The organism is Actinomycetota bacterium, from assembly GCA_030682655.1.
In the GTDB taxonomy this organism is placed as follows: Bacteria; Actinomycetota; Coriobacteriia; order Anaerosomatales; family JAUXNU01; genus JAUXNU01.
In genome coordinates this window covers 1-3,159 of the sequence record JAUXNU010000145.1, presented here as the reverse complement: position 1 = coordinate 3,159, position 3,159 = coordinate 1, and the positions used below count along the sequence as shown (strand labels likewise).

Annotated in this window: 3 protein-coding genes; all 3 read right to left on the bottom strand. The window is 63.0% G+C overall.

Annotated elements, in window-relative coordinates:
• Positions 1 to 916, bottom strand: a 916-nt coding sequence (locus Q8K99_09340; GenBank protein ID MDP2182757.1) for a hypothetical protein, incomplete at its 3' end; no start/stop codon positions are given.
• Between the two features lie 142 nt (positions 917 to 1,058).
• Positions 1,059 to 2,687 (bottom strand): chaperonin GroEL, encoded by a 1,629-nt coding sequence (groL, locus tag Q8K99_09335; GenBank protein MDP2182756.1) that lies wholly within the window; start codon positions 2,685 to 2,687, stop codon positions 1,059 to 1,061.
• Between the two features lie 55 nt (positions 2,688 to 2,742).
• On the bottom strand, positions 2,743 to 3,036 hold the full coding sequence (gene groES / locus Q8K99_09330) for a co-chaperone GroES (GenBank protein MDP2182755.1): 294 nt from the start codon (positions 3,034 to 3,036) through the stop codon (positions 2,743 to 2,745).
• Positions 3,037 to 3,159: the final 123 nt, after the last annotated feature.

The following is a 3,159-nucleotide window of genomic DNA, read 5'->3' as shown; positions in this document are numbered from 1 at the left end:
CGCCCAAGTAGCGACCGTGGGACAGATCGCTGAATGATACGAGGTACTGGCCGTCCTCCAGTCGACCGGCGTAGTACGTTCCGTCCGACGCGGTCGTGACGCCGGCGACTTCCTGCCATAGGTACCCATAGAACAAGCGCCAGACGGCAACGTCCGCACCGCCGATCGAGTCACCCGTGTTCTCATCGCGAACCGTGCCCGAGATGGCCAGGCCCTCGGAAAGACGCGCGTTCACGCCGGTGACCAGACTGCCTGCCGTGACGCCGACCTGGAGCGCCTCGTCGACGGTTCCGACACGATCGTAGTACTGGGTGTAGTAGATTCCGGTGTCATCGCGGAACCGAACCGGGTAGCTGCCTGCATGAAGCGGTCCGACCCGGTATGTCCCGTCAGCCTGTGAGATGACGGGCACGCATGCGTTCTGCCATCTCAATCCATCCCAGTACACCGGCTCTATCCAGATGTTCGGAATCGGGTCGCCCGTGGAACTCTCCACGACGGAACCCTCGATGAAGGCGCCCGGCAACAGCTCGGCATTGATGTTGGGAGTGTAGGTCCCCTCGCCGACCGGCACCAAGTCGCCCTGGTCCCACTCGGTCTGGTCGTTCCAGTACTCGGTGAAGTACTCATCGTTCGGATCGGCGAACTCGATGCGCATGGGAAACGGCTGCAGGTTCACGAGTGTGTAGTTGCCAGAGGGGTCTGTGAACTGGATGTCGTCGAATGACCACCCGCCACCGTAGTCGTACAGAGCCATGACCCGGATGCCGGCTACCGGGGCGTGAGTCACCTGGTTCGTGACGTTGCCCGCGATACTCCCCGTACCACCGTATGCGAAGGCAAACTCCGCGCCACCCAGGACACCGGCTACCGCCAGAGCGGTGAATGCCAGAACACACGCCATCCGAACGCGCATGACAGCCCCCTCTTCTTGCTCTGATCCCCCGCAGCTATTGTAGCGCCCTCGCACTCCCCTGGACACGGCAGGCGACAAACAGGGGCCCCGGCATACCACCGGGGCCCCCGAAGAGTCGTGCTTGCAGATCGCCACGGGCGAACTACATCATGCCCATACCGCCGCCCATACCGCCGCCCATGGCCGCTGACATGTCGTCCTTGGCAGGAACGTCGCTTACGGCAACATCGGTGATGAGGATGAGTGACGCAATCGAGCTTGCGTTCTGGAGAGCGGAGCGGGTGACCTTGACGGGGTCGATGACGCCCATCTTGAGCAGGTCGCCGTACTCTCCCGTTGTGGCGTTGAGGCCCTGACCCTTCTTGAGGCCGCGCACCTTCTCCACGACAACGGAGCCCTCGAAACCAGCGTTGCTCGCGATCGTCTTGAGCGGCTCGATGAGTGCCTTGCGGATGATGTTCACGCCGATCATCTCGTCCTCATCCAGCTTGAGAGCATCGAGAGCGGGGAGCGCGTCCACCAGTGCAACGCCGCCGCCGGCCACGATGCCCTCTTCGACGGCCGCGCGGGTCGCCTGGAGTGCATCCTCGATGCGGTGCTTCCTCTCCTTGAGCTCGACCTCGGTCGCGGCTCCGACCTTGATGACCGCCACGCCGCCGGAGAGCTTGGCCAAACGCTCCTGGAGCTTCTCCTTGTCGAAATCTGAGTCGCTGTTCTCGATCTCGTTCTTGATCTGGCTGATGCGCGCCTTGATGTTCTCCTCGGTGCCAGCACCGTCGATGATCGTGGTGTTGTCCTTGGTGATCTTGACGGTCTTGGCGCGACCGAGCATCTCCATGCCCACGGAATCGAGCTTGGTGCCAAGCTCCTCGGACACAACCTGGCCACCAGTGACGATGGCGATGTCCTCGAGCATGCGCTTGCGACGGTCACCGAAGCCCGGGGCCTTGACGGCGACCGAGGTGAATGTGCCGCGCAGTTTGTTGAGAACGAGAGTCGGCAGAGCCTCGCCTTCCACGTCCTCGGCGACGATGAGCAGGTTCTTGCCGGCCTGCATGACCTTCTCGAGCACGGGTAGCAGGTCCTGGATGTTGCTGATCTTCTGATTCGCGATGAGGATGAGCGGCTCTGAGAGAACGGCCTCCATGCGGTCGGGATCGGTCACCATGTAGGGCGAAACATAGCCCTTGTCGAACTGCATGCCCTCGACCGTTTCAATGTCGATGCCGAAGGTCTGGCTCTCCTCAACGGTGATGACGCCGTCCTTGCCCACGACCTCCATGGCCTCGGCGATCGTGGCGCCGATGGTGTCATCCGCGGCTGAGATGGCGCCGACGTTGGCGATCTCCTCTTTGTCCTCGATGTCCTTCGCGTTGCCCTTGATGGCGTCGACTACCGCGTCGACTGCCTTCTCGATGCCGCGCTTGATCGCGAGCGGGTTCGCACCGGCGGCCACGTTGCGCAGGCCCTCACGCACGATGACCTGGGCGAGCAACGTCGCTGTGGTGGTGCCGTCGCCGGCTACGTCGTTGGTCTTGGTGGCGACTTCCTTGACGAGCTGGGCGCCCATATTCTCGAGCGGGTCGTCGAGCTCGATCTCTTTGGCGATGGTCACGCCGTCGTTCGTGATCGTCGGCGCGCCGAACTTCTTCTCAAGCACCACGTAGCGGCCCCTGGGGCCGAGCGTGACCCTGACTGCGTCGGCCAGCTTGTTCACGCCGGCCTCGATGCCGCGGCGGGCATCTTCGTCGAACCGGATCTCCTTAGCCATGCTTCAGGATGCTCCTCTCGTATTCGGGAAACTTCGATGCGGTCGGGTGCGAGGGCTACTTGCCCTCGACGACCGCGTAGATGTCGTCGGCGCGCAGGATGAGGTGATCTTCGTCCTTGATCTTGACCTCGGTGCCGCCGTACTTGCTGTAGATGACGACGTCGCCCTTCTTCACGTCCATCGGCGCACGTGTGCCGTCGTCCTTGACCTTGCCCTCGCCGGCCGCGATGACGGTGCCCCGCTGCGGCTTCTCCTTGGCGGTGTCCGGGATGTACAGACCGCTCTTGGTCTGCTCGTCGGCCTCCGCCGGCTTGACGATGACGCGATCGCCTAGTGGCTTGAGTTTCATCGACTGCCCTCCTGACCTTTCTGTCCGCTTGTCCGTGCGGGCGCTTAGGGCGCCCGTCGCTACCTGACATGTGCTTGACGCGTGCGTTGCGCGCTTGCGAAGGGGTTTCTTCCCCTGACGAGC

Bases quoted from the DNA above. Each gene is read 5' to 3' on its own strand.
- groES (MDP2182755.1), bottom strand. From the start codon at position 3,036: ATGAAACTCAAGCCACTAGGCGATCGCGTCATCGTCAAGCCGGCGGAG.
- groL (MDP2182756.1), bottom strand. From the start codon at position 2,687: ATGGCTAAGGAGATCCGGTTCGACGAAGATGCCCGCCGCGGCATCGAG.